Source organism: Streptomyces sp. NPDC057010, assembly GCF_042673805.1.
Taxonomy (GTDB): Bacteria; Actinomycetota; Actinomycetes; order Streptomycetales; family Streptomycetaceae; genus Streptomyces.
In genome coordinates this window covers 1-24,711 of sequence record NZ_JBHUSC010000024.1, presented here as the reverse complement: position 1 = coordinate 24,711, position 24,711 = coordinate 1, and the positions used below count along the sequence as shown (strand labels likewise).

General features: G+C 70.9%; 29 protein-coding genes. 6 read left to right on the top strand and 23 right to left on the bottom strand.

Annotated elements, in window-relative coordinates; all coding sequences use genetic code 11:
* Positions 1-36: 36 nt before the first annotated feature.
* Genes ACFTXQ_RS20725 through ACFTXQ_RS20655 form a run of 15 tightly spaced genes read right to left on the bottom strand, consistent with a single transcriptional unit; the run spans position 37 to position 13,679 of the window.
* On the bottom strand, positions 37-780 hold the full coding sequence (locus ACFTXQ_RS20725; protein WP_382642754.1) for an AAA family ATPase: 744 nt from the start codon (positions 778-780) through the stop codon (positions 37-39).
* Positions 780-2,039: a PP2C family protein-serine/threonine phosphatase gene (locus tag ACFTXQ_RS20720; protein WP_382642752.1), complete on the bottom strand. Its 1,260-nt coding sequence runs from the start codon at positions 2,037-2,039 to the stop codon at positions 780-782. Before ACFTXQ_RS20720 ends, ACFTXQ_RS20725 begins: the two co-directional genes overlap by 1 nt.
* Positions 2,021-2,518 carry an ATP-binding protein gene (locus ACFTXQ_RS20715; RefSeq protein ID WP_382642750.1) on the bottom strand — a complete coding sequence of 166 codons (498 nt, stop codon included), beginning with the start codon at positions 2,516-2,518 and terminating at the stop codon, positions 2,021-2,023. The genes ACFTXQ_RS20720 and ACFTXQ_RS20715 overlap by 19 nt, the downstream gene beginning before the upstream one ends.
* The gene (locus ACFTXQ_RS20710) at positions 2,515-2,826 is read right to left on the bottom strand and encodes an STAS domain-containing protein (RefSeq protein WP_382642748.1); all 312 of its coding nucleotides are present in this window, start codon (positions 2,824-2,826) and stop codon (positions 2,515-2,517) included. Before ACFTXQ_RS20710 ends, ACFTXQ_RS20715 begins: the two co-directional genes overlap by 4 nt.
* A gap of 1 nt (position 2,827) precedes the next feature.
* Entirely contained in the window at positions 2,828-4,966 is a 2,139-nt protein-coding gene (gene glgX, locus ACFTXQ_RS20705; RefSeq protein ID WP_382642746.1) for a glycogen debranching protein GlgX, read from the bottom strand.
* Complete coding sequence (locus ACFTXQ_RS20700; protein WP_382642744.1) at positions 4,963-5,313, bottom strand: STAS domain-containing protein; 351 nt, start codon at positions 5,311-5,313, stop codon at positions 4,963-4,965. Before ACFTXQ_RS20700 ends, glgX begins: the two co-directional genes overlap by 4 nt.
* A gap of 37 nt (positions 5,314-5,350) precedes the next feature.
* Positions 5,351-7,174 carry an AGE family epimerase/isomerase gene (locus ACFTXQ_RS20695; RefSeq protein ID WP_382642742.1) on the bottom strand — a complete coding sequence of 608 codons (1,824 nt, stop codon included), beginning with the start codon at positions 7,172-7,174 and terminating at the stop codon, positions 5,351-5,353.
* A gap of 1 nt (position 7,175) precedes the next feature.
* Entirely contained in the window at positions 7,176-7,610 is a 435-nt protein-coding gene (locus ACFTXQ_RS20690; RefSeq protein ID WP_382642741.1) for a VOC family protein, read from the bottom strand.
* Entirely contained in the window at positions 7,610-8,221 is a 612-nt protein-coding gene (locus ACFTXQ_RS20685; protein WP_382642739.1) for a DJ-1/PfpI family protein, read from the bottom strand. Before ACFTXQ_RS20685 ends, ACFTXQ_RS20690 begins: the two co-directional genes overlap by 1 nt.
* Complete coding sequence (locus ACFTXQ_RS20680) at positions 8,214-9,818, bottom strand: GMC family oxidoreductase (RefSeq protein WP_382642737.1); 1,605 nt, start codon at positions 9,816-9,818, stop codon at positions 8,214-8,216. The genes ACFTXQ_RS20685 and ACFTXQ_RS20680 overlap by 8 nt, the downstream gene beginning before the upstream one ends.
* A 12-nt stretch (positions 9,819-9,830) precedes the next feature.
* Complete coding sequence (locus ACFTXQ_RS20675; RefSeq protein ID WP_382642735.1) at positions 9,831-10,217, bottom strand: nuclear transport factor 2 family protein; 387 nt, start codon at positions 10,215-10,217, stop codon at positions 9,831-9,833.
* A 4-nt stretch (positions 10,218-10,221) separates the two neighbouring features.
* Complete coding sequence (locus ACFTXQ_RS20670) at positions 10,222-10,677, bottom strand: nuclear transport factor 2 family protein (protein ID WP_382642733.1); 456 nt, start codon at positions 10,675-10,677, stop codon at positions 10,222-10,224.
* A gap of 23 nt (positions 10,678-10,700) precedes the next feature.
* Positions 10,701-11,135, bottom strand: coding sequence for a nuclear transport factor 2 family protein (locus ACFTXQ_RS20665; protein WP_382642732.1), 435 nt, complete (start codon positions 11,133-11,135; stop codon positions 10,701-10,703).
* Positions 11,136-11,162: 27 nt separating this feature from the next.
* Positions 11,163-12,806, bottom strand: a complete 1,644-nt coding sequence (locus ACFTXQ_RS20660; RefSeq protein ID WP_382642730.1) for a thiamine pyrophosphate-binding protein — start codon at positions 12,804-12,806, stop codon at positions 11,163-11,165.
* Positions 12,807-12,854: 48 nt separating this feature from the next.
* On the bottom strand, positions 12,855-13,679 hold the full coding sequence (locus tag ACFTXQ_RS20655; protein ID WP_382642728.1) for a type 1 glutamine amidotransferase domain-containing protein: 825 nt from the start codon (positions 13,677-13,679) through the stop codon (positions 12,855-12,857).
* Positions 13,680-13,964: 285 nt separating this feature from the next.
* Here ACFTXQ_RS20655 and ACFTXQ_RS20650 point away from each other — a divergent pair, with 285 nt between their 5' ends.
* From ACFTXQ_RS20650 to ACFTXQ_RS20630, 5 genes are all read left to right on the top strand, one after another.
* On the top strand, positions 13,965-14,237 hold the full coding sequence (locus ACFTXQ_RS20650) for a UBP-type zinc finger domain-containing protein (RefSeq protein WP_382642726.1): 273 nt from the start codon (positions 13,965-13,967) through the stop codon (positions 14,235-14,237).
* A 98-nt stretch (positions 14,238-14,335) separates the two neighbouring features.
* Positions 14,336-15,976, top strand: a complete 1,641-nt coding sequence (locus ACFTXQ_RS20645) for an FAD-dependent oxidoreductase (protein WP_382642865.1) — start codon at positions 14,336-14,338, stop codon at positions 15,974-15,976.
* Positions 15,977-16,031: 55 nt separating this feature from the next.
* A complete protein-coding gene (locus ACFTXQ_RS20640; protein WP_382642725.1) occupies positions 16,032-16,544 on the top strand; it encodes a hypothetical protein in 513 nt (170 codons plus the stop codon).
* A gap of 71 nt (positions 16,545-16,615) precedes the next feature.
* Entirely contained in the window at positions 16,616-16,939 is a 324-nt protein-coding gene (locus tag ACFTXQ_RS20635) for a putative quinol monooxygenase (RefSeq protein WP_382642723.1), read from the top strand.
* A gap of 2 nt (positions 16,940-16,941) precedes the next feature.
* On the top strand, positions 16,942-17,418 hold the full coding sequence (locus tag ACFTXQ_RS20630) for a group II truncated hemoglobin (RefSeq protein WP_382642721.1): 477 nt from the start codon (positions 16,942-16,944) through the stop codon (positions 17,416-17,418).
* 40 nt (positions 17,419-17,458) lie between these two features.
* On the opposite strand, the gene ACFTXQ_RS20625 is transcribed toward ACFTXQ_RS20630, so the two are convergent.
* The 8 genes from ACFTXQ_RS20625 to fmt form a co-directional block, all read right to left on the bottom strand.
* Positions 17,459-17,875 (bottom strand): barstar family protein, encoded by a 417-nt coding sequence (locus ACFTXQ_RS20625; protein ID WP_382642719.1) that lies wholly within the window; start codon positions 17,873-17,875, stop codon positions 17,459-17,461.
* Entirely contained in the window at positions 17,872-18,318 is a 447-nt protein-coding gene (locus ACFTXQ_RS20620) for a ribonuclease domain-containing protein (RefSeq protein ID WP_382642718.1), read from the bottom strand. The genes ACFTXQ_RS20625 and ACFTXQ_RS20620 overlap by 4 nt, the downstream gene beginning before the upstream one ends.
* 49 nt (positions 18,319-18,367) lie before the next feature.
* Positions 18,368-18,589, bottom strand: a complete 222-nt coding sequence (locus ACFTXQ_RS20615) for a CarD family transcriptional regulator (RefSeq protein WP_215147924.1) — start codon at positions 18,587-18,589, stop codon at positions 18,368-18,370.
* 105 nt (positions 18,590-18,694) lie between these two features.
* Positions 18,695-19,744, bottom strand: coding sequence for a sugar-binding transcriptional regulator (locus ACFTXQ_RS20610; protein ID WP_382642715.1), 1,050 nt, complete (start codon positions 19,742-19,744; stop codon positions 18,695-18,697).
* A gap of 105 nt (positions 19,745-19,849) precedes the next feature.
* Complete coding sequence (rpe, locus tag ACFTXQ_RS20605) at positions 19,850-20,536, bottom strand: ribulose-phosphate 3-epimerase (RefSeq protein ID WP_382642713.1); 687 nt, start codon at positions 20,534-20,536, stop codon at positions 19,850-19,852.
* Positions 20,537-20,636: 100 nt separating this feature from the next.
* Entirely contained in the window at positions 20,637-21,083 is a 447-nt protein-coding gene (locus ACFTXQ_RS20600) for an SCO4225 family membrane protein (RefSeq protein WP_382642711.1), read from the bottom strand.
* Between the two features lie 312 nt (positions 21,084-21,395).
* Positions 21,396-22,868, bottom strand: a complete 1,473-nt coding sequence (locus ACFTXQ_RS20595) for an RsmB/NOP family class I SAM-dependent RNA methyltransferase (RefSeq protein ID WP_382642709.1) — start codon at positions 22,866-22,868, stop codon at positions 21,396-21,398.
* 53 nt (positions 22,869-22,921) lie between these two features.
* Positions 22,922-23,866, bottom strand: coding sequence for a methionyl-tRNA formyltransferase (fmt, locus tag ACFTXQ_RS20590; RefSeq protein WP_382642707.1), 945 nt, complete (start codon positions 23,864-23,866; stop codon positions 22,922-22,924).
* A gap of 250 nt (positions 23,867-24,116) precedes the next feature.
* On the opposite strand from fmt, the gene ACFTXQ_RS20585 reads away from it, so the two are divergent.
* Positions 24,117-24,638, top strand: coding sequence for a hypothetical protein (locus ACFTXQ_RS20585; RefSeq protein ID WP_382642705.1), 522 nt, complete (start codon positions 24,117-24,119; stop codon positions 24,636-24,638).
* Positions 24,639-24,711: the final 73 nt, after the last annotated feature.

Sequence of the window (24,711 nt, the reverse complement as noted above, 5' to 3'; positions counted from 1 at the left end):
AACACGCCCCCGCGCGGGGGGCGTAAGGGGGTGGCGTCAGGCACGTGATACTTCGTCACGTGCGTCCAACGCCGAGATGATGGTGCGGAATTCACCGACCAGGGGATGGTCGGGATGGGCTTCTGCGAATATGCGTTCTCCGTACAGGGCCGCCATTTCCGGCGAGTACGGAAGGATTCCGGCCAGGGGTGCCCCGTAGACGTCCTCGGCGCGCCGCCGGGCCTCCACCGGGTCGATCCCCTCGGGGGCCATGCTCAGCACCAGGGTCCGCCGGCAGGCCAGGCGCCCGGCGAGGGCGATCGTCTCCTCCACTCCGGAGAGGTCGATCCGGTCGGCCCGCGCCATGATCATCAGTACGTCGGCACTGGCCATGGCGGTCACCGACTCGTTGTTGAGTCCCGCGTGGGTGTCGAGCAGCAGCACGTCGAGCGCGTAGTGCTCGGCGAGCCGGTCGAAACCCTCCGGGAGCAGCCCCACGTCGTACCCGCTGGCCATGATCTCCCGCAGGGCGGCGGTGCCGGTCCTGGCCGGTACGACGTACAGCCCGGGCGCGCCCGCCTGCTGGGCGGCGGCCTCGATCTCGCAGCGGCCGAGCAGGTAGTCGGCCAGCGAGGGGCCGGGCCCGAGGCGGAACAGCAGGTCCAGGGTGGGTGACTGGATGTCGGTGTCCACCACCCCCACCCGGCGTCCTTCGGCCGCGATCAGCAGCGCCAGGTTCGCCAGGACCGAGGACTTGCCCGTGCCACCGCGGTGCGAGTGCACCACGATGGTGCGGGTCATCAGGCCACCACCCGGTAGCCGGTGCCGTCCGCGTGCGGCCCCCGCGCCGCACGTGGCCGGTGCAGGGCCAGCATGGTGACGTCGTCGTGCTGTTCGGCGGTGCCCGTGTGCTCGCGCACCGCCAGGTCCATCCGGTCGACCACGTCCTTGCCGCTCGCCGGGGTGACGGCGAGCAGTTCCAGCATGCGTTCGTCTCCGAGGAAGCTGCCGTTCGGGCAGCGGGCCTCGGGGACGCCGTCGGTGTAGGCGAAGAGCGTGTCGCCGTGGTTGAGCTGGGCGTAGCCGAGGGTGTAAACGCAGTCGGGCAGGACTCCGACCGCGGGGCCGGTGACGTCCAGTGCGATGGGCCGGCTGCCGTCGGCGCGCAGCAGCAGGGGCGGGTTGTGGCCGCCGTTGATGTAGACCAGGCTGCCGGTGAGCGGGTCCAGCACCCCGAAGAACAGGGTGGCGAAGTAGCCCTGCCGCAGGTGGTTGCGGGTGAGGTAGCCGTTGGTGGCGGTGACCGCGTTGAGCAGCGGGGTGGCGCCGACCACCGGGATGCGCCGGCTGCCGCCGGTGCGCCCGGCGGCCACCAGGTGCTGCAGGCCGCTGTTCTCCGCGGTGTGCCGGAGCAGGGAGCGGATGAGCGCCATGAAGAGCGCCGCGCCGACGCCCTTGTCGCAGACGTCGGCGACGACGAAGGCGAGGCGGCGGCCGCGGGAGATCTCGAAGACGTCGTAGAAGTCCCCGGCGACCTGGCGTGCGGGCCGGAAGCGGACGTCGATCTCCCAGCCGTCCGGGACGGGCAGGGATTCGGGCAGGAAGCCGGCCTGGATCTCCCGGCCGATCTCCAGTTCCTTCTCGTAGCCCATGAGTTCGGCGCGGGCGTCGGCTTCGCGCAGGGTGCGGCCGAGTCCGGCGCGCTCCGAGCAGCTGTGCAGGCGGGCTCCGACGAGGGCGGGCAGGAAGGGCGGTACGAGGTAGTCGTGGCCGATGCGGACGTGCTCTTCCAGGGCGGCGAACTCCGTCACCGTCCAGACGACCACGATGGGGGCCCCGGCCCAGCGGCGCAGCCGGCGTACGGCCAGCCGTACGGACTCTCCGTCGGACTCGGCCGGGGCGAGCAGCACGTCGGCGACGGGCAGCAGGTCCTGGGGTCCGTCGCGGAGCTCCGCCAGCGTCCGGGTGACGAGTTCCGCGTCCATGGTCCGCAGCGCGTCGAGCAGTTCGAGCGGCGGTGGCGGGTACTCGTCGAGGATGATCACGGTCGTGGAGGGCATGGGTCCGTCCCCTCAGTCCCTTTGGCCTTCACAGTCAGCGTGCTGATGTTGCGGCCGTCCCTGTGCACGTAGGTGAACTCGTCCACGCTGGTCAGGGCCAGGTGGATGCCGAGGCCGCCGATCCGCCGGTCCTGCGGGGGAACCCCGGGGGCGGGCGGGAGGCGGCCTTCGACGGGATCGAAGGGGGGTGCAGTGTCCATGAGGGTGATCTGCACCCCGCCCGGGCCGGAGCGGCCGCGGACGGTGATCCGCCCGTCGCCGCCCCGGTACCCGTGCATCACGACGTTCGTGGCCAGTTCGTCCACGGCCAGCCGGATCCGGTAGGCGGAGCCCTTGTCCAGGCCCGCCCGTCCGGCCAGCCGCTGGACGAACGCGGCGATCTCGCCCAGCGCCCCCACGGTGGCGGGCACCTCCAGTACGGCGGGCGTCCTCGCCAGTTCGACCACGTTATTCATCGGGCCCGTGGTCACGGTGGTCACTCATCGGAGAGGAGGATGCTCCGGTCGAGCCCGGCCGTCCGGATGGTCCGGGACACCGGCTCGATGGCGCCGACCACCTTGATGGTGACGTGGTCGGCGACCTTCTGCTGGGCGAAGACCAGCGAGCGCAGTCCGGCGCTGGCCATGTAGCCGACGCCGGCCATCCTGATCTCGACGGTGCTGGTGCCGTGGCCCGCGGCCTTCTCGATGGTCTGGTGGAAGTCGGGCGCGGTCTTGGCGTCGAGTTCGCCGGTCAGCTCGATCACGGTGGTGTCGCCCTCGATGCTCAGGGACACGGAAAGCGGCATGTCAGGTCTCCTCAGGATCGTTGGTGCGGCCCACCAGGATCACGACCGAGCGCGGGCCGATCAGGTACTTCCCGGCGTTGTCCAGTTCCTGCTCGGCGCCCGGGGTGCGGATGTCGTGCGGCGCCTCGGCCCCCGTGTCGGCGAACAGGTGCCAGCTGCGGCCGCCGGGCAGGGCGGGCAGTTCCAGGTCGTGCGACTCCCAGTGCGCGTTCATGGCCACGTACACCACGTCGTCGTCGCCGGTGCCGCAGCGGGCCACCGCCAGCAGCCGGCTGTCGGCCGACCAGTCGGGCTGCCAGGCCCGCTCCCCGTGCCAGCTGATGTCGGGCAGGCCCAGGTTCTCGCGGACCTGTCCGGTGGGGTGTGCGGTGGAGCGCAGCTCGCGGTGGTGCTTGCGGAAGGCGATCATCTCCCGGGTGAACCGGAGCAGTTCGGCGTTGTCGTCGACCTGGTCCCAGTCGAACCAGGAGAGCTCGTTGTCCTGGCAGTAGGTGTTGTTGTTGCCCTGCTGGGTCCGAGCGACCTCGTCGCCGGCCAGCAGCATCGGGATGCCCTGGCTGGTGAAGAGGATGGCGATGGCGTTCTTCATCTGCCGGGTGCGCAGCGCGTTGACCTCGGGATCGTCGGTCGGGCCCTCGGCGCCGCAGTTCCAGCTGTTGTTGTCGTTGGCGCCGTCGTTGTTGTTCTCGCCGTTGGCCTCGTTGTGCTTGTCGTTGTAGGAGACCAGGTCGGCGAGGGTGAAACCGTCGTGCGCGGTCAGGAAGTTGACCGAGGCGGCGGTTCCGCGGCTGGAGTAGAGGTCGGGGGAGCCGGCGACGCGGGTGGCCAGTTCGCCGGTGACCCCGGGGTCACCCTTCAGAAAGCTGCGGACGGTGTCGCGGTACTTCCCGTTCCACTCCGCCCAGCGGCCGTACGCCGGGAAGTTGCCGACCTCGTAGAGTCCGCCCGCGTCCCAGGCCTCGGCGATGAGCTTGGTGTGCCGCAGGACGGGGTCGTAGGCGAGCAGTTCCAGCAGCGGCGGGTTGGGCAGCGGGGTGCCGTCCAGGGCCCGGCCGAGGATGGCCGCGAGGTCGAAGCGGAAGCCGTCGATGTGGTAGTCGGCGACCCAGTGGCGCAGGCAGTCGAGCACGTAGTTGCGCACGACGGGGTGGTTGCAGTTGACGGTGTTGCCGGTGCCGCTGAAGTTGAAGTAGTAGCCCTCGGGCGTGAGCATGTAGTACGTGGCGTTGTCGAGGCCCTTGAAGGAGATCGTCGGGCCCTGCTCGTTGCCCTCGGCGGTGTGGTTGAAGACGACGTCGAGGATGACCTCGATGCCGGCGGCGTGCAGGTCCTTGATCAGGGTGCGGAACTCGTCGCCCTGCATCCCGTAGCGTCCGGTGGCCGCGTAGCCGGCCTTGGGCGCGAAGAACGAGACGGTGTTGTAGCCCCAGTAGTCGAAGAGCTGCTCGCCCGTCTCCGGGTTGGTGCGCGGGTTGTCGCTCTCGTCGAACTCGAACACGGGCAGGAGCTCGATGCAGTTGACCCCGAGTTCCTTCAGGTACGGGATCTTCTCGCGCAGCCCCGCGAAGGTGCCGGGGGCGGTGACCTGCGAGGAGGGGTGCCGGGTGAAGCCGCGCACGTGGGTCTCGTAGATGACGAGGTCCTCGGCGGGGATGCCCAGCGGGGTGTCGTCGCCCCAGTCGAAGTCCTGGAGGCAGACGCGGGAGCGGTACTGGTAGCCGCGGCTGCGGTCGGGCTCCACGCCCCACACGTCGCGGCCGGCGATCAGCCGGGCGTACGGGTCGGAGAGGACCTGGCGGGCGTCGAAGCGGTGCCCGGTGACCGGGTCGTAGGGGCCGTCGGCCCGGTAGCCGTACTCGATGTTCTCGTGGTCGAGGCCGAAGACCGTCATGGCGAAGACGCTGCCGGTGCGGAATTCCTCGGGGAACTCCAGCTCGGCCATCGGCTCGGGCTCTCCGCGCTTGTAGATGACCAGGGTCATGGAGGTGGCCTGGTCGGAGAAGACGGAGAAGCTGACCCCGCCGGGGACCACGTTGGCCCCGAAGGGGAACGGTTTGCCGGCGCGGACGCGGTACCCGCCCACCTCGTGGGTCGGGTACGCGTCGACGCGCAGCACCTGCTCGGACTGGGCCTCGCTCATCGCGCGGCCCTGGCCTTGGACTTGGCGGCCGCGGCCGCCGCCTCGCCGGTCTCGAAGAAGTCGAGGAACCCGGTGGCCGACATGACGAACCGGACTTCCTCGCTCACCCCGTAGAGGGTGACGGCGACGCCGGCGTGCTGGGCCTCGCGGTAGACGACGAGCAGGGTGCGCAGGCCGGCGCTGGAGACGTAGGTGACGGCGGTGAGGTCGATCTTCAGCGGCCGGCCCTCGCGGACCAGCGGCAGCAGTGCCTGGAGCAGCGAGCCGGAGGTCTCGCTGTTGATCTCGCCGGTGGCGACGAGCACGGTGCCCGTCTTGTTCCGGCGTTCCTTGAGGTTGAGAGTCATCGCATTCCCCTCTGGTTGGGGCGCCCCCCGTTGAGCGCTACTTCTTGGCCACTGGACGCAGCCGGACCTTGACCTTCACCCGGCCCTGGACGTCGGGGAGGTGGACGGTCAGCTCGTCCGCGTCGAACTCCTCGTACGGCTTCTCGTCGATCTCCACGGAAGCGATCCGCACCGAGCCGGCCGGGAGCAGGTCGGGCGAGACGCGCAGGATCCGGTCGGGCAGGTTGGTCGGGTCGGGCTGGAAGTGGAAGTCCATCTCCCGGCCGTTGATGAGCAGGTTGTTGTAGACGGCGGCGAGGTAGCACAGCTCCGCCGAGTGGTACATGGACATCGAGTGGCTGCCCTTGAGCCGCTCGGTGCCGAGGAGGTACGGCGTGCCGCTGGCGAGCACGTTGAAGTAGACCGCTCCCTCGTCGTGGTCGAGGAAGAAGGTGTTGTAGAAGGCCTCCGCCTGGCGGGCCTCGCGCAGGTTGGCGTCGCCGCCGACGGTGCCGTTCAGGATGAGGTAGGCGAGGATCGCCTGCTCCTGCTGCCACCAGGCCTTTCGGTCGTGCCAGGCGAAACGATACGCCTCCTGGTCCCCGTCCTTCACACGCTCCACGACGTCGTACCAGCCGCCGCGCTGCACGTCGCTGCCGACCGCCGGCATGATCTCGCCGATCTTCTTGGCGAGCTCCTCGTACGCCGGCTTGGCCTTCAGCGAGTTCATCCGCATCAGGTTCCAGGCGATCTTCAGGTTGTGGCCGACCACGGCGCGGTCCTGCTGCCAGCTGTGCGCCTTGTCGTGCGACCAGTCGCGGAAGAAGCGCTCCTGGACGAAGGGGCTGTTCTTGTAGTCCGGGAACTTGTCCGCGATGGTGTCGAAGGTGTATTCGAGGAAGTCGGCGTACTTCTGCTCGCCGGTCGCCAGGTACAGGTTGATCAGGTAGGCGGGCGCGTGGTCGCCGACCGAGTTCCAGTTCTTGCGCTCGGCGTTCTCGCCCAGGGACTCGTGGTCGGCGCTGAAGAGGATCGGGTCGATGTGCGAGTAGTAGCCGCCCTGTTCCGGGTCGAAGAAGAACTTGTCGAACAGCCGGATGGTGGCGTCCGCGTCGTTCTTGATCCGGACGTCACCGGTGACCCGGTACGTCTGGATGGGGCCGGCCAGCGCGTAGATCTGCTCGTACATCGGGATCGCGTCGTAGTCGTCGGAGAACTCCGAGGTGAACAGCTTGCGTTCGCTGTCCCCGTCGACGCTGATGCCGTGGTACCAGAAGACCACGTCCTCCTCGCTGTCCACGACCCGCATGTGCTTGCGCAGGTACTCGGTGCCGCGCTCGGCGACCTCCAGGTACTCGTCCTTGCCGGTCAGCAGGTAGGCCGAGGCCATGCCGTAGACCAGGCGGGAGATCGTGTCGGTCTCCTGGACGTGGCTGGCGGTCTTGTCGCCGCCGAGCCGGATCTCGGTGCGGTACTCGGTGAAGTCCACCGGCCCGTCGCCGAACTGCGCCCGCTTGTAGAAGTCGGCCAGCGACTCGATCTGCTTGATCCACCAGCTGGGCTCCTCGAAGCGGTAGTCCTCGGCGCCGCGGCCCAGGAACACCAGGCGCTTGGCGTCGAAACGCCCGCCCTTCTCCGGGTAGTGGACGCCGTAGACGAAGAGGAACCGGCCCGGGGAGAGCATCTCGTCGATGTGCCCGGAGGCGTCGATGTAGGGCTCCTCCAGGTTGCGGACCAGCTCGGCGCTGGGGCCGCCGGCGAGCGAGACGTCGAACTCGCGCCCGTCGGAGGTCTTCAGTCGCAGCACCCGCGACCCGGAGTCGAAGCGGGCGACGTATCCGGCGATGGTGTCGGAGAAGGAGAAGCTCACGGCGTCCGCCATGTCATGCACCGTCCTTGTCGTGAGTCGTGTCGTCCTCGTATCCCTGGCTGACCTCGACGATCACCCCGTCCGGGTCGCGGACCCACACGGTCCGCCAGCCGCAGATGAAGTCGTCGAAGTCCAGCGGCCCCAGGGTCACTTCGGCCGCGTCCCCCAGCTGCGCCAGGAACGCGTCCACGTCGTCGGTCTGGAAGGCCAGGTGGCGCATCCGGCCCGGGGCCTGCGGCCCGTCGTCGTGCGCCTCGCGCGCCGGTTCGGCGCCGACCGCGAAGAGCTCCAGGTACGCGTCCCCCTTGCGCAGGAACACGATCTGCGTCTCCCCGAGATCGACCACCCGGGCCCGGGCGAAGCCGAAGTACCGGGTGTAGAACTCCTCGGTGGTCTTCTGGTCCGTGCAGTTCAGGCCCACGTGCGACCAGCGCAGCCCGGCCGCCATCAGCCGGCCCCCCGGCCCCGGCCGGCCGCGATCAGCTCGATGATCCGGCGGGCGAAGAGGTGGTGGTGGGCGCCGGTGCGGCCGGTGACCAGGTCACCGTCGACCACCACGTCCGCGTCGACGTACTCGCCGCCCATGTTGCGGACGTCGCCGATGAGGTTGTTGTGGCAGACCACCTTGCGGCCGCGGATCTTGCCGGGGATCGAGGAGGCCAGCCACATGCCGTGGCAGATGATCCCCTTGATGACCGTCGGCTCCTCGAAGGCCCGGCGCAGCAGCTCGGTCGCCGGCGCGAGGACGTCCACGTCCTCGGTGTAGCGCAGCCGGTCGGCCACCATGCCCGAGGGCACGATGATCGCGGCGTACCGGCGCAGCTCGTCGTCGCTCAGCCCCTCCAGGGACTTCTCGGCGGTGAACGGCGCCCGGTACTCGTGCCCGGAGAAGGTGATGGAGTCGTTGCCCCACAGCCGGGTCAGGAAGTCGACCTCGGCGCCCTCCTCCGCGAACCGGTGCTGGTAGTAGAAGATCTCCGGCTCGTAGAAGTCGCTCTCGACCAGGACCGCGATCCGGGTCCCGCTCAGCGCGCCCTCGCGCACCACGGCGTCAGGCACGGGAGGCCCCCTTCAGGAAGTCCGCCGCGCGCTCGGCGATCATCGCGATGGCGGTGTGGCAGTTGCCGGACGGAACCGCGGGCATCACGCTCGCGTCGACGACCCGCAGGTTCCGTACGCCGTGCACCCGCAGCTCGGGGTCGACGACGGCGAGGTCGTCGATGCCCATGCGGCAGGATCCGGCCTGGTGGTGGTAGCTCTCCGACTTCTGCTTCACGAAGGAACGCAGGTCGTCGTCGCTCACGTGGCCCGGCCCGGGCTGGAGCTCCTGCTTGTACCAGGGGGAGAACGCGGAGGTCGCGAAGAGCTCCCGGGCGATCTTGACGCCCTGCACCATCCGTTCCAGGTCCCACCGGTCGCCCAGGTAGTTCGGGTTGATCAGCGGATGGGCCAGCGGGTCGGCGCTCGCCAGCTTGATCCAGCCGCGCGAGACCGGCCGTACGACACCGGGCAGGATGGACACCGTGTTCGGGTGGTCCTGGCCGACGATCACGTCGAACGGGACGTGGACGAAGGCGATCTGCAGGTCCGGCGCGGGCAGTCCGGGCCGGGAGGACAGGAACAGAGCGCTCTCCGACAGGTTCTGCGCCGGCGGCGGCAGCTCCTGGGTGACCTCGGCCATCAGCCCGGTCAGGACGTGGTTGTGGAAGTTCTCGCCGACCCCGGGCAGGGCCGCGGTCACCTCGATGCCGTGCTCGCGCAGCTGTACGGGGTCTCCGATGCCGGAGAGCAGCAGCAGCTTGGGGGACTCGATCGCCCCGGCGGCCACGATCACCTCCCGGCGGGCCCGTACGGTGTGCAGCCCCGGCGCGCCGGCGGCGCTGTGGGAGTCCGCGACGGTCCGGCCCGGGAACTCGGCGGGGGCCTCCAGCTGGACGTACTCGACGCCCGTGCAGGTGTCCCCGTCGAAGAGCAGCCGGGTGGACTGCGCACTGGTGCGCAGGGTCAGGTTGGGGCGGACGAGCGCGGGCTCCAGGTAGGCGGCGAGGGCGCCCTGGCGGCGGCCGTCCGCCACGTCGATGTGGTGCCAGCCGGTGCCGAAGAGGCCGCGGCGCGGCCCGTCGGTGTTGAAGTCGGCGATCTCCTCGTGCCCGAGCTCCACGGCCGCGTCGATGAAGGCGCGGGAGACGGGGTTGGGGTGGTGCCGGCCGGCGTGGGTGATCCGCTGCGGGCCCCGGGTTCCGGTGGTGGCGGCGGTGGCGTCCTCCTGGCCCTCCAGCAGGGCGAAGTACGGCAGCACGTCCTCGTACGCCCAGCCGGCCGCGCCCTGGTAGGCCCAGTTGTCGAAGTCCGAGGCGTGGCCCCGGATGTGCATCATGATGTAGAGGTTGCTGCTGCCGCCCGGGGCCTTGCCGCGCGGTTCGTAGGTACGGCGGCCGCCCAGGCCGGGCTGCGGGGTGCTGGTGTAGCCCCAGTCCACGGGCCCGCCGAGCAGCTTGTACCAGGAGGACGGGTCGTCCACCTCGGGCGGGATCCGGGAGCCGCCCGCCTCCAGGACGAGGACGGAGACGTCCGGGTCCTCGGAGAGGCGGCCGGCCAGCACGCTGCCCGCGGTGCCGGATCCCACGATGATGTAGTCGTACTCTTCAGCGCTCACGGATCGGCCCCCTCAGCCCTGGTTCAGCACCTGGAAGGGGACGGTGTCGTGGTAGTTCGCCATGTAGGCGATCTTCCCGTCCACGATCCGGAAGAAGTTCATGACCTCGGCCTCGATGGCCTCGCCGGAGGCGCTGACGGCCGTCAGGTGCGAGACGGCCGCGGCCTTCTCCCCGGCGCCGTCGACGATGAAGTGCACGGGCTCGTTCCGGAAGACCCGGTACATCGTGCCCAAGCCCTTCATCATCGAGCGCAGCACGTCCAGGCCCTCGATGTGCCCGGCGAGCTGCTCGTCCATGACCTGGTCGTCGGCGAACAGGTCGCACCAGCGGTCCCAGTCCCCGGCGTTGGCGTACTCGTAGTACTTCTGCAGGATCTGCTTCGCGTCCATCGCGCTCATCCCCCTATCGGTCCCTGCGGGTTCCGTCCGGCGCGAACGGCGCCCAGAACTGGCTGAAGGCGGAGGCGGTGTCGCCGAAGAGCCCGTCGCGGCCCTCCACGACACGGCCGCCTCGCCAGCGCAAGAAGTGGAAGACGGGGTAGTCCATCCGCTCGTACGGGGAGAGGCTGTCCCCGTCCGCGCCGTCCCGCAGGGCGACGTTGCGGCACACGTCGGCGGAACAGTCCTCGCCGACGAGGATCGCCTCCAGGTCCATGCGGAAGGTGCCGCCCGTGAGCTTGTGGGTCTGCCCCATCAGCTCCAGGAAGGCGTCCAGGCTCTCGTACCAGCCGGCGAGCGGGTGGTTGCCCGGGACCAGCCAGCGCAGGTCCTCGGAGTAGTACTCCAGGATGCGGGCCCGGTCGCCGGAGCCCAGGGCGGCGTAGGCCGCCCGGACCCGCTCCGGTGTCACTTCGGTCATCGTCGGTCCTCCTTGGCCGGCGGTCAGAGGGAGCCGGAACCGGGCATCGGAGCCAGGTCGTTGACGGTGTACTGCTTGATCAGCGGCCCGTCGGGGCCCGCCACCACGGTCCAGGTCTGGTCGGCGTCGAAGCCGAGCCACTCGCTGCGGGCGGCCGGCGGGTCCCAGATCTTCGCCTGCCAGTTGACGAGGACCCGGACGACCGCTCGGTCGCCCTCGATGACCGGCTCCACCTTGGTGACGGTGTGCACCTCGTCGAAGAACCGGTTCGTGACGGCCTCGTACCAGCGGCCGAAGCCCTGGTGTCCGAGGAAGGTGTCCTCGGGGACCTTGAACTCCAGGTCCTCGGTGATCAGGGCGAGCACCTGGTCGAGCTCTACGTGCCGGTCCAGCGCCACGTACCAGTCCTCGGCGAACCTGCGGATCGCGTCCTCGGTCAACTGCCGCTCGGCGGGCATGCGGTCTCCTCCTGTCCGGTGGGTGTCTCAGATCTGGATGTCGACGAGGAACGGTCCGGGGTGGGCCAGCATCCGGCTCACGGCGGCGGGTGCCTCGTCCGGCTTCTCCACCCGTATCCCGCCGGCGCCGAGGGACCGGGCCAGCCCGGCGAAGTCGATCTCGGGGTGGGAGAGGTCGAAGGAGCCCGGGAAGCCGTGCTCCGGGATGTCCCGCTCGCGCCAGTACTGGGCGATGTTGTCGTCCAGCAGCCGGTACTTGCGGTTGTTGCAGACCACGAACTTGGCGTCGATCCCGTGCCGGACCGCCGTCCACAGCGCCTGGTAGGTGTACATCGACCCGCCGTCGCCCGCGAAGCCGACGACGAGCCGGTCCGGGTGCGCGAGCTTGGCACCGACCGCGCCCGGGAAGCCCACGCCCAGCGAACCGCCCCGGGTGAGGTGGTAGTCGCCCGGGCGCTCCGGCGGCAGGTACTTGGTGACCAGCGGGGAGGTGGTCAGCGCCTCGTCGAAGACGATGAGGTCCCCGCCGGTGCGCTCGGCCAGCGTCCGCAGGAAGGCGGACATCGCGGTGCCCTCGTCCGTGACCGACCGCGCCTCGCGGGCCCGCTCCCGGGTCCGTACGTCGAGGCGGGCGGCCGCGGCGGCCCGCCGCTGCGGGGTCAGCAGGTGCTCCAGTACGGCGGCCAGCGCGCGCAGCGCCTGCTTGGGGTCCGCGGCGAGGCCCAGGTCCACCGGGTGGTTCTTGGCGATCTCGTAGGCGTTGAGGTCGATGTGGACGACCTTCGCGCCCGGCCGGAAGGGGCTCTCCAGCTCGGGGAACACCTCCGGGAAGACGTAGGTGCCGACGATCAGCACCCCGTCGGCGTCACCTACGAGTTCCTTGCTGTGCGGGCCGAACATGTGGCCCGTCTGGCCCCGCCGCAGCGGGTGCGAGGCCGCGATGTTGACCTCCGAGGAGTCGACCTCGTACACGTCGGCGCCCAGCAGCTCGGCGACGGCGACGAGTTCGCGCTGCGCCCCGGAGAGCGAGACCCCGTCGCCGATGAGGACGACCGGGCGCTCGGCGGAGGCGAGCAGCTCGGCCGCCCGCCCCACCGAGGCCGGGGAGGGCGCCACGTCCGTGAGCGGCACCGTGGCGGGCAGCACGGGCTCGGAGTTGAGCTCGTCCAGCACGTCCATGGGCAGCGCCACGAACACGGGCCCGCGGGGCGGGGTGAGCGCGATCTTCACGGCCCGCCGGATGGTGCGCAGCACGGACCGCGGGTCGGTGACCCGGGTCGCGTACTTGGTCACCGGCTTCGCCATCGCCACCAGGTCGGACGCCATCTGTGCGTCCATGGCGTCGTAGCGCACCCCGGCGTCGCCGGCGACCACGACGAGCGGGGTGTGGCCGCGCAGCGACTGGTAGAGCATGCCGATGCCGTTGCCCAGCCCCACCCCGGAGTGCAGCTGGAGGAGGGCCGCGCCGCCGGTCGCCCGGGCGTATCCGTCGGCGATACCGGCGGCCACGGTCTCCTGGAGGGCGAGGACGTAACTGAAGTCCTCCGCCGCGTCGACCGCGTCGAGGAATCCCTGTTCCACCGTCCCGGGATTTCCGAACATCACCTTCAGGCCGTCGGCCTTGAACTGCTCGATCAGCCTTTCCCGTCCGGGAGTGGCTCCGGTATTCATCGAACTCCCCCTCATTCCCACGAGTTGCCGGCCCACGAGTTTCAGGACCTACCAGCCGTAACGGGTGAGACCGTCCTCCAGTACTTCCACGATCTTCTGTCCCGTGAGGTACGAGTCAGGCGTGGAACGTCCGGTCACGAACGGGAAGTCGACGATGACCGAAACCGGCTTTCCGAAATTCCCGTGGTACGCGCCGCGCGGCCCGGTGGCGTCGCGCAGGATGTACTCCAGCGGATACGGCGGCGGCCCCATGTTGAAGTCCGTACCGAGGAATCCGGTGCCGTCCTTGTAGTCGTACTCCTTGCAGTGGCCGGTCACGTGCTTGCCCCAGATGATGCTCTTGCGGTCGCTCCAGTCCCGGGCGAAGGCCAGGCAGGCGACCCCGTAGCACTCCGCGGCCACGACCTTGCCGGCCTTTTTGAAGGCCAGGATCAGGGCGTGCACGCGCTCGTTGTTGGCGAGGTCGGCGATCGGGCCGCTGCCGCCGACGATGAGGATCGCGTCGTAGTCGGCGATGTCGGCGTCGAGTTTGTCCAGATCGCGGTGGTACTGCTCCAGCTTGCGCAGGTAGCCCTCGTCGCTCGTGTACGGGCGCTCGGGGACCCACGCCTCGATGTCCAGCGGCGAGTCCAGCCGGCTCGACTGCTCGAACTCCCGCCCCAGCCGGGCGTTCTCCTCGGTGGTGACCGAGCGTCCCAGTGGAGGATCGATGTAGTTCGCGTCGAGGCTCGGCGGAAGAGCGTGCGCACGCTTTCCGGTCGGCGTGGCGAATGTGATCTCGTAGCCGCGTTCGTCGAACTTCGATACCGGCCCTATCAGTTCCTCGGCCCAGTAACCGTGTTCGGAGACAATGACCAGAATCTTTCTGCTCACGTATTCCTCCAGGCGCCGCCTGTTGTCGTTGGCGTCCACCACACTGGCCGGGCCCGGAGCCCGCGTCAAAGCGCGGGTGTGCGACTTCGTGAGGTAGCGGGCCAGGTCGTGGGGGCACCTCAGGAAGTCGTCCCGCGACGTCATGAAGTAGCTTCAGGACTACCTGACTTCGGCCGAATCACTGAACCATTACCGGGGCCCCGCCTTATGGTCTGGACGCGCCGGGATTCACGGGCGCGCGCACTGTGCGGCCGAGCAAGCGTGAGCAGGAGAGGGACGGGGACGATGACGATGGACCTGTTGTGCACACACATCGATCAGATACGTCCGGTGAAGCCCGGCACCGAGGGCTGCGAGGAGTGCCTCGTCGCCGGCGACACCTGGGTGCACCTGCGGATGTGCCTCAGCTGCGGGCACGTCGGATGCTGCGACTCCTCGAAGAACCGTCACGCCACCCGGCACTACCGCACGACCGAGCACCCCATCGCGGCCTCGCACGAGCCCGGCGAGGACTGGGCCTGGTGCTACACCGACAAGCTCATGCTGGACCCGGCGTGAACGCGGCCGGGGAGAGCGGCGCCGCCGCCGTCACGACCGACGCCGCCACCACGAAGGACGCGGCCACCGCACGCGCGGAGAACAGGAAGCCGGTCATCCTGGCCGTGGACGACGACCCGCAGGTGCTGCGCGCCGTCCGCCGCGACCTGCGCAGCGCCTACGGCGACCGCTACCGCGTCCTCGGCGCCTCCTCCGCCGCCGACGCCCTGAAGATCCTGGACTCCCTCGACGAACGCGGTCACGACCCGGCACTGTTCCTCGTCGACCAGCGGATGCCCGACGTCACCGGCGTCGAGTTCCTCCTCGAAGCCGTCAGCCGCTTCCCCGACGCCCGCCGCGTCCTGCTCACGGCGTACGCGGAGACCGACGCGGCGATCACCGCCATCAACCGGGTCCGGCTGGACTACTACCTGCTCAAGCCGTGGGACCCGCCGCACGAGCGGCTCTTCCCGGTCCTCGACGACCTGCTGTCGGACTGGCTGGCCACCTACCGCCCGGCGTACGACGGGATCATCGTCGCCGGCCACCTGGTCTCCCCCGGCACACACGCCGTCCGGGACTTCTTCACCCGCAACGGCCAGCCGTTCCGCTTCCTCAACGTCGAACGCGACCCGGAAGCCCTGACGCTGCTCGCCGCCCAGCCCGACGCGGCCCTCCCCCTCGTCCGCTTCCCGGACGGATCGGTGCTCTCCGCGCCGACCGACACCCAGCTCGCCCAGCGCCTGGGCCTGGCCACCACCGCCTCCCGCCCGCACTACGAGTGCGTCATCGTCGGCGCGGGTCCGGCCGGCCTCGCCGCGGGCGTCTACTCGGCCTCCGAGGGCCTGTCCACCCTGATGCTGGACGCCCGCGCCCCCGGCGGCCAGGCCGGCACCTCCAGCCTGATCGAGAACTACCTCGGCTTCCCCTCGGGCCTCTCCGGCGGCGACCTGACCCGCCGCGCCACCATCCAGGCCTCCCGGTTCGGCGCCGAGATCCTGCACCCGGTGGAGGTGGTCTCGCTGACCCGGGACGACCCCGCGAAGATCCTCACCCTGGCGGACGGTACGGAGATCAGCGCGGAAACGGTGCTGCTGGCCACGGGCGTCTCGTACAACCGCCTGGAGGCCCCCGGCGCGGACCGCTTCGAAGGCGCCGGGCTCTACTACGGCGCGGCCACCACCGAAAGCTCCGCCTGCATCTCCCAGCACGTGTTCATCGTCGGCGGCGCCAACTCGGCCGGCCAGGCGGCCGTCCACTTCGCCAAGTACGCCGCCCGCGTGACGATCCTGGTCCGCGCGGCCTCCCTGGACGCGAGCATGTCCCGCTACCTGATCGACGAGATCGACCGCACCCCGAACATCGAGGTCAAGGTCCGCACGACGGTGGTGCGCCTGGACGGCGAGGAGCACCTCGAACGTCTGACCCTGCACGACGCCGCGACGGGCGGGGAAACGGAGATCCCGGCCCGGTTCATGTTCACCTTCATCGGCGCCCGCCCGCACACCGACTGGCTGTCGGGCGTCGTCGAGCGCGACGAGTACGGCTTCGTCCTCACCGGTTCGGACCTGATCTCCAACGGCGGCGAACTCCCGGCCGAGTGGAGCCTGGAACGCGCCCCCTACCCGCTGGAAACCAGCGTCCCCGGCGTCTTCGCGGCGGGCGACGTCCGCGCCCACTCGGTGAAACGGGTCGCCTCGGGCGTCGGCGAGGGCGCGATGGCGGTCTCCCTGATCCACCGCTACCGCTCGATGGGCTGAGAGCGAACATCTGGGCCCTTGCGATCAAGAGCCCACCGGACGCAACGTTGATTACATGATTACAGCCGAACAGAGCGAACAGCTCCGCACGTGGTTCGCCGACCGCCTGCCGGTGGACATCTACGCATCCCTCGTCTCGGTCACGGTCGACCGCGAGGAGATCACGGTCGTCGGCACCATCCCGGCGACCGAGTCGGTCAAAGAGTTCCGCGAACGCACCCGCGAGCAGCGCATCGAGGTGGCCCGCGAGGCCGAGGAGCTCTACCGCCGCAAGGTCGCCTGGGGTGTCCGGGTGGGTGAGGAGACGGCCCTCTTCACCCACCTCGCCGTCCCGGTGATGACCCGCCTGCGCCAGTCCGAGCGCCAGGTCCTCGACACCCTGGTCGCCGGCGGCGTCGCCCGCAGCCGGGCCGACGCCCTCGCCTGGTGCGTCCGCCTCGTCGGCCGCAACACCGAGGCCTGGCTGACGGAGCTGCGCGAGTCCCTGGACAAGGTTCACCAGGTCCGCGCCCAGGGCCCGGACGTATCGGACTCGGACGCCGACTCCATGAAGTCCGGGTCCGAATGACCAAAACGCCCCACACCGGCGCATGATCGCGTAAGGCTGGCCACGACCACCACCCAGGGAGGGCACGCACCATGACCACGACCGTCGAATACATCCGCTACCGGATCGCATTGGACGACCAGCCGGCCTTCGAGGACGCCTACACACGGGCCGCCGAGGCCCTGGCCGCTTCGCCCGAGTGCATCGACTACGAGCTGGCCCGCTGCGAGGAGGAGAAGGACCGCTACATCCTCCGCATCCGCTGGACCTCGGTCGACGCGCACCTCAACGGCTTCCGCAAGGGCGAGCACTTCCCTGCCTTCTTCACCGCGATCCGCCCGTACGTGACGGCGATCGAGGAGATGCAGCACTACACGGTGACCGACGTCGCGGGCACCGGAAAGGCCTCCGCATAACCATGAGCACGACACCCACCATCTACGAGTGGATGGGCGGCGCCGAGGCGATGAACCGCCTCACCGACGCCTTCTACGCCCACGCCCTGAGGGACGAGATCCTGGCTCCGGTCTTCGCCGGCATGGACTCGCAGCACCCGCAGCACGTCGCGGTCTGGCTGTCTGAGGTCTTCGGCGGCCCGGCGGACTACTCGGCCCACCACGGCGGCCACCAGCACATGGCCACCAAGCACCTGGGCCGCGGCATCACCGAGCAGCAGCGCCGCCGCTGGGTGGACCTCCTGATGGACACGGCCGACGAGGTCGGCCTCCCGACGGACCCGGAGTTCCGCGCGGTGTTCGCCTACTACATCGAGTGGGGCACCCGCATGGCCCTGATCTACTCGGGCCCCAACCCGCCCCCGGTGGACGCGGCCAAAATCCCCGTCTGGTCCTGGGGCCAAACCCCGCCCTGGATCCCGAAGTCCACCCAGACCTGAGCACTGCCGCCCCGGGCCGGCTCCAAGGCCCGGGGCACGTTCAGCCCCGCCGGCGCTTGAGGCGCGGGGCCCGGGGCGGAGCCCCGTCCGCGGAGTCGGCCAGGACCACCGTGAGCCCCGGCGCCCCCTCCTGCTCCCGCCAGAAATCCACGGTCCCCTCCAGGACCTCCCGCAACGTCGACCACTCGGCCGGCCGCACGGCGGCGAAAACCCGCCACGACGTCACCGCCACCAGCCGCCCCGCGGCATCCGGCAGCCACGACAGGTCCCGCAGCGCATCGGCCAGCGCGTCCCAGTTCCCCCCGAACCACTCCGGCAGCCGCAAGGCCTCCCCGCAGCGCTCCATCAGCTCGGCCTTGCTCCGTACGCCGTCCAGGTCCAGCCGTACGGTCGTCCAGCCCGCCTCCTCGGCGGCGGCGAGCGCCGGGGCGAGCGGCTGCGGGTCCAGGGTGGTCATCGGAGAACCGCCTTGAAGGTCTCGTAGTGGTCGTCCGTGTAGAAGAACTCCCCGCCCTCACCCGTGACGATCCGCCGGGCCCCGCGGTCCCGCTTCCCCGGCGTCCGCACCGTGAACTCGTGGTAGTAGCCGCGCTTCTGCTTCGGCAGCGCCTTCTCGAAGTTCCCGAAGACGGTCCCGTCCTGCCGGTACGGGTACGGCCCGCCCCTGTCGATGAGCGCGAGCACCTCCCGCGCCTGCTGCGGCAGCGCGTCCGCCCGTACGGTGGCCATCCCCTTGGCCCATCCGGGCAGGGCGGTACCACCGGTCGCGCCACTGGAGGCACCGGCGGCGGCAGGCGCGGCCTTCTGCCCGCCGCACCCCACCGCACCGACCAGCGCGGCGCAGAGGAACAGGGCCCCCAGCAAACGCAGCAACGATCGGGGCACGTTCCGAAAGATCATGCACCGATCGTGCCAAATATCCGATTCGCTCGCGAATCGCCCGATGGCCTCAGAGGGCGGCCATCTTGGTGTACGGGCTCAGGACTCGTTTCTGGACCGACCCGAAGTCGACGAGAACAGCGATCCCCTCCTCGATTCCGACGACACGGCCGAGGCCGTGCTCGTCGTGAGTGACCCGGTCGCCGACGCTGAACTGCCGGATCGGCTGTTCCACGGGCGCCTTGAACGGGCTGGACGGCAAATGGCGGCGAGGTACTGCTGACTTTGTCATTGGGACCAGTATGCGCCCAGCAGCCCTCCGCGCGGTCCGCCGTGCGGATCTCGATTACGGCACCATCCGCACCGCCGGCCGCACCCGGAACGGTCGAGGCGGCGCCTACAGGTCGTCCGGGTCGGCCCGCTCCAGTGCCGGCCGCAGCCCGGGGGCGGACTCGGTCAGCAGGTAGTCCGCGACGGCCGTGTCCGTGACGAGGCTGGTCACCAGCCCCGACCGGAGCACCGCGCCGATCGCGGAGGCCTTGCGCAGCCCGCCCGCGATCGCCACGACCTCGGGGATCCGCCGCAGCCGGTCCGCCTCGACGGTGATGCACCGCTCGCCGAGGTCCCGGCCGACCCGCCGCCCCTCGGAGTCGAACAGGTGGGCGGACATCTCGGCCGCCACGCCGAGCGAGGCGTAGTGGGCCCGCTCCTCGTCGCTCAGCATGTCGTGGACGGTGGAGATGCCCGGCTCCCACGAGCCGATGGACACGGCCGCGACCGTCACCTTGTCGAAGTACTCGAAGGCGCGCGCGATCCCGGTCTGGCTGCGCAGCGCGGCCGCGGTCGCCGGGTCGGGCAGCAGCATCGGCGCGTAGATCGGGTGCGCGTCGCCCCCGGAGACCTGGGCGGCCCGGCGCACGGCCTCGACCGAGCCGCGCTCGGCGGTCCCCGCGTCGTAGACGCCCGTCAGCTGCACCACCGTGCAGGGCGGCAGCCGGTGCAGGGAGGCCGCCATGTGGATGGTCGACCGCCCCCACGCGAGGCCCAGTACGTCACCCTCGTTGACCAGCTCGCCCAGCAGGTCGGCGGCGACCGCGCCGAGGTTCTCCGGATCGGGCGCGTCCTCGGTGGCGTCGGCGGGCGACTCCACGACGACGGCGTGCCGGAGCCCGTAGCGGGCCCGGAGCGCGTCCGACCGCTCCGCGTCCAGTTCGGCCGGGACGCGGATCTCGATCCGTACGAGGTCGCGTTCCAGCGCGGTCTCCAGGACCCGGGCCACCTTGAAGCGGCTCACGCCGAACTCCTCGGCGATCTGGATCTTGGACTTGCCCTCCAGGTAGAAGCGGCGCGCCATGGCCGCCGCCTGAACCAGCTCCGCGGGTCCCATCCGCAGGGCTGACCGTCCCGCCGACATTGCAGACACCGCGCTCTCCTCACTGCTGTTCACACTCTCGTGTTCACACTCTCGACTCGCCGTTCATCCTGTCAGATCCAACGGCTGTTGATCAGCCTGGACAGCTCCCGTTCACCGAGCTGTTCACCAACGCTTGGCTCAGTGGTCGCAAGCCCACGGCGCGACGGAGATCGCCGCATCCGCCTGCTCACGCAGCGTGCGTACCGCGGAGGACGGATCGACCGCGCCGTAGACCGCGCTGCCCGCCACGAAGACGTCGGCGCCGGCCTCGGCACAGCGTTCGATGGTCGACGCCGAGACCCCGCCGTCCACCTGGAGCCACAGTTCCAGTCCGTGCTTGGCGATCAGCTCCCTGGTACGGCGGATCTTGGGCAGCATGATGTCGAGGAAGGCCTGGCCGCCGAAGCCCGGCTCGACCGTCATGATCAGCAGCATGTCGAGCTCGGGGAGGATGTCCTCGTACTGCTCGATCGGGGTCGCGGGCTTGAGCGCCATCGACGCCCGCGCCCCCTTGGCCCGGATCTCCCGCGCCAGCCGCACCGGGGCGGCCGCGGCCTCGGCGTGGAAGGTGACGGAACCCGCGCCGGCCTCCACGTACTGGGGGGCCCAGCGGTCCGGGTTCTCGATCATCAGGTGGAGATCGAGGGGAATGTCCGTGGCCCTGCTCAGGGATTCCACGATCGGCATGCCGAGGGTGAGGTTCGGGACGAAGTGGTTGTCCATGACGTCGACATGCAGCCAGTCGGCTCCCTCGACGGCCTTCGCCTCCTCGGCGAGTCGGGCGAAGTCGGCGGACAGGATGCTGGGGAAAATCTGAGCGGCCATGCCCCAAGCCTGCCATGCCCCCGCACGGTTCCGGCCACGACCCCGGAACTCACACGCCGCGCAGCGCCGCGCAACCGTGCGGGCCGGCTGCGTCGTCCCGCTACCCCCGTCCCCGTGCCCGTCTCCGTCCCGCCACGACCCGTACCAGCGCCCACAGCGCCGTGGCGTTGATCAGGGCGCCGGCCAGGATCGCGCCGTACCAGCCGAATCCCGCCCACGCGCCCAGCGCGTCGAGCGGCTCGGTCACGGAGGGGTCCGGGCTCCAGTCGGCCGCAGGCGGCGGCAGCTCCGAGGGTGCGGGCAGGGGCGTGGGCGGCTCCGGGCCCGTGTGGACCAGGCCGTCCGGGGGTTCGGGGGGCGCCCCGGCACCGGGTGTGAAGGCCAGCAGGGCCAGCACGCTGAAGGGTGCCGTGGCGAACACCGTCCACACGCCCGCGAACCCCGCGTCCCCGGTCCTGCTGAGCACCTCCACCCAGATCTGGACCCCCACTACCGCGGCCAAGTAGCCGCCCGGCACCCACACTTCGAGCCGTGACCGTCGTCCCACTGTTCCGACACCCTTCCCCGTTCGTCCGGTGGCCAGTATCGGAACCGCCGGAACCCCGTCACCTGAGTACGGCTACTCAGCCCGCCCCGCCCCGGTACCCAACTCCGCCCGCCGGCGCCCGGAAACCGCTCCGGGGAAGGCCTCCGAGGGGTCGAGCCCGTCGGGGGCGGGCCAGACGACGTTCACGTCGTCAGATCACGTCAGCTCGCACGTCCGCGAAAGCCCTGTGCGCACCGTGCGCACCGTGGAGCGCAACACGGCCGTGAGAGACGGCCGTCCGCTCTACGGGCGGGCGTAGCCCCGCCCCGCCCCCTACGCCACCCGTCGCAGCAGCGCCAGGTACATCGCGTCCGTCCCGTGCAGGTGCGGCCACAGCTGGACGTCCGGGCCGTCGCCCAGGCCCGGGACTCCCGGCATGTACGGGCGGGCGTCGATCAGTTCGGCGGCGACCGGGGAGGCGCCCGCGCCGCGGCCCTTCAGGACGTCGTCCACGACGACCCGGGTCTCGGCGAGGTGCGGGGAGCAGGTCGCATAGCCCACGACGCCGCCCACGCGTACCGCCGACAGGGCCTCGCGCAGCAGTGCCCGCTGGAGCGGGGCGAAGCCCTCCAGATCCTCCGGACGCCGGCGCCAGCGGGCCTCGGGGCGGCGGCGCAGGGCGCCGAGGCCCGAGCAGGGCACGTCCATCAGGACCCGGTCGAAGGAACCGGGCAGCCACGCCGGACGGGTGCCGTCCGCCGCGATCACCTGGTACGGCCCGGGGTTCCCCGCGAGCGCCCGCTCGACGAGGCGCGCCCGGTGCGGCTGCTTCTCGGAGGCCAGCAGGAACGCCCCGCGCTGCGCCGCGAGCGCCGCGAGCAGCGCCGCCTTGCCGCCGGGGCCCGCGCAGCCGTCGAGCCAGCGCTCGTCGCGGCCCTCTACGGGCGCGGCGGCGAGCGCCATCGCCACCAGCTGGCTGCCCTCGTCCTGGACGCCGGCGCGTCCGTCGCGCACGGCCTCCAGCGCGCCCGGCTCACCGCCCTCGGCCATCCGGACGGCGTACGGGGACCAGCGGCCCGGCAGCGCCGAGTCCTCGCCGACCGCCTCCAGCAGTTCCTCCGGGGTGGACCGCCCCGGCCGTGCGACCAGGGTGACCTCGGGCCGTTCGTTGTCGGCCTCCAGCAGGTCCTCGATGCCGGCGCGCCCGCCGCCGAGGGAGTCCCACAGGGCGCTGACCACCCAGCGGGGGTGGGAGTGGTAGACGGCCAGGTGTTCCTCGGCATCGTCCTCGTAGGGCGGAGCGACGCGCTCCAGCCAGGCGTCGAGGTCGTGCGCGGCGATCTTGCGCAGTACGGCGTTGACGAACTTCGCGCGCCCGTCGCCGAGCACCACCCGGGCGAGCTCCACGCTCGCCGAGACGGCCGCGTGCGTGGGGATGCGGGTGCCGAGCAGCTGGTGGGCGCCGAGCGAGAGCACGTCCAGCACCGGCGGGTCGACCTCGCGCAGCGGCCGGTCGATGCACGCCTTGATGACCGCGTCGTAGGTGCCCTGGCGGCGCAGCGTCCCGTAGACCAGCTCGGTGGCCAGCGCCGCGTCGCGCGCCTGGAAGCTCTCGTCCTGGCGGGCCTTGCGCAGCAGCGGGGGCAGCACGAGGTTCGCGTACGCGTCGCGCTCGTCCACCGCGCGCAGCACCTCGAAGGCCAGCATCCGGACGGGGTCCTTCTGGGGCCGTCGGTACGGCCTGGCCGGCTTGTTCTGCTTGCCGCCCGCGCCTTGGGCGGGACGACGACGGGGCTGTTCGCTCACGTGAAAGGTGCTCCGGATTTACGAGGTGCTGAAGGTGTTCGGGCTGGACTGATTCAGCCTACGTCGGTGCCGCCGAGCCGCTCGCCGGGAGCGATCCGCACCCCGCGGGCCCAGTCGGCGCCGCGCATCGGCTTCTTGCCCTGAGGCTGCACCCACAGCAGCTCCACGGCGTGCGAGCCGGTGCCGACGTAGACGTTGTTCTTGGCCGGGGCCAGCACGCCGGGCGCCAGGTCGGTGCGGTCGGGCACCAGGCCGACGGAGACCAGCTTGAGGCGTTCGCCGCGGAAGACGGTCCAGGCGCCCGGGGCCGGGGTGCAGCCGCGGACGACGCGGTCGGCGCGCATCGCGGGGGCCGTCCAGTCGATCCGGGCGTCCTCCACCGTGATCTTGGGCGCGATGGAGATCCCGTCGGCGGGCTGCTCGACCGCGCGCAGGGTGCCGTCCTCGATGCCGTCCATGGTGGCGGCGAGCAGGCCGGCTCCGGCGAAGGCGAGGCGGGTGAGGAGGTCGCCGCTGGTGTCGGTGGCCCGGATCTCCTCGGTGAGGATGCCGTAGACCGGGCCGGAGTCCAGGCCCTCCTCGATCCGGAAGGTGGAGGCGCCGGTGAGCTGGTCCCCCGCCATGATCGAGTGCTGGACGGGCGCGGCGCCGCGCCAGGCCGGCAGCAGCGAGAAGTGCAGGTTGACCCACCCGTGCCGGGGGATCTCGATGGCGCTCTTGGGGATCAGCGCCCCGTACGCGACGACCGGGCAGCAGTCGGGGTCGATCTCGCGCAGCCGGGCCTGGAACTCGGGGTCGCGCGGCCGGGCGGGCTTCAGGACCTCGATCCCGGCTTCCTCGGCGCGCTCGGCGACCGGGCTGGCGACGAGCCGCCGACCGCGGCCGGCCGGTGCGTCCGGCCGGGTGACGACGGCCGCGACCTCGTGCCGCCCGGAGGCGATCAGGGCGTCCAGGGCGGGCACGGCGACCTCGGGGGTGCCTGCGAAGACGAGCTTCACTGGGTCCTACCTCGCTATCTCGGCTGTCAGCAGCGCACCAGTCTATGGGGCGGGCGGCCGGTGCCCCACCTGCGGTCCCGAGGGGGCGTACGCGCACACACGCGCCTCTCGCATATGCCGACACGCCCCCACAGCGTGACCTGGGCGCCGGGTGGCGCGTTGGTCAAAAGAGATTGACCAAAACGGGCCGCGTTGTGAACGGTGTCTGCGGCCCGATCCGCCCTTCAGCACCGGTTCGAGAGGCTTCTTCATGGCCGACCACGCCACCCACGACGCCCAAGCCCGGGCCAGCCTGCACCTCTTGGTGCGGGACATCGAGCGGGTTCGCCGGCAGGTGGATGCACTGCGTACGCTCACCGCCCAGCTCGGCAACGTGTACCGCCCGCGCCGCTCGGGCCCCTCCACTGGCTTCGTCGTCTACGGCCGGGCGCCCGCGCCCACCGTCCGGCTCGCGCAGGAGCTGCGGGACAGCGTCGAGACGCTGGTGACCGCCGCGGTGGACTTCGACCGCTCGCTCGGCTTCTCGTGGGACGCGGTCGGTTCGGCGCTCGGCGTCACGAAGCAGGCCGTGCACCGGCGGTACGGGGCGCGGCGCGCGCAGGCGGCCGAGTCCGCCGAGCCGCCGGCCGAGGGCACCACCACGCGGACGCTGGGGCCCCTGCCCTCCATTCCGGCGGCGCGCTCGGTGCCGCCGCAGCCGCTGCGCGAGGAGTCCCAGACGGCGGCGGGCGCCTCCCGCTCCCCGGCGTTCCCGGGCCCCCGCAACGGCTGACCGCCCCCGCCGCCGGGACGCCGACCCCCGACGGCCACGCGCCTCGAACGCCGGGCGGGCTGGACATCCAGCC